This is a genomic window from Exiguobacterium sp. SH1S21 (assembly GCF_004337175.1).
In the GTDB taxonomy this organism is placed as follows: domain Bacteria; phylum Bacillota; class Bacilli; order Exiguobacteriales; family Exiguobacteriaceae; genus Exiguobacterium; species Exiguobacterium aurantiacum_A.
The window spans coordinates 1-398 of sequence record NZ_SJUY01000038.1; the positions used below are offsets into that span (position 1 = coordinate 1).

Genomic DNA, 398 nt, shown 5'->3' on the forward strand with positions numbered 1-398 from the left:
CTATTACTGAAGGTTCAGGTATTATTAAAGGCCATACTTCTGTAAAAGGTAAAGTTGCGCTATCTATTAATAATAAATTTATTAATTTTGAAGAGAGCGTTAAGGGCGGTGTTAGTAAGGAAGATACTAAAGCTAGTTCAGATGGTATCTGGATGCCTATTGATGAAAAAGGCTACTTTAACTTTGACTTCAAAACGAAACGTTTCGATAATCTAGAGTTAAAAGAAGGTAATGATATCTCATTAACATTTGCACCGGAAGATGATGAAGATGCATTAAAACCTTTAATTTTCAAAACTAAAGTAACAAGTTTGGAAGATATTGAGAAAGCAGAAACAAAATACGACCATGCAAAAGTGAAAGAAGTTAATGTTTTGAAAGATGTTAATGAAGAGTTA

General features: G+C 31.4%; 1 pseudogene. It reads left to right on the forward strand.

What is annotated here, in order from left to right:
* Positions 1 to 398, forward strand: a pseudogene (locus tag EVJ24_RS15245) (FKLRK protein); the annotation flags it as partial.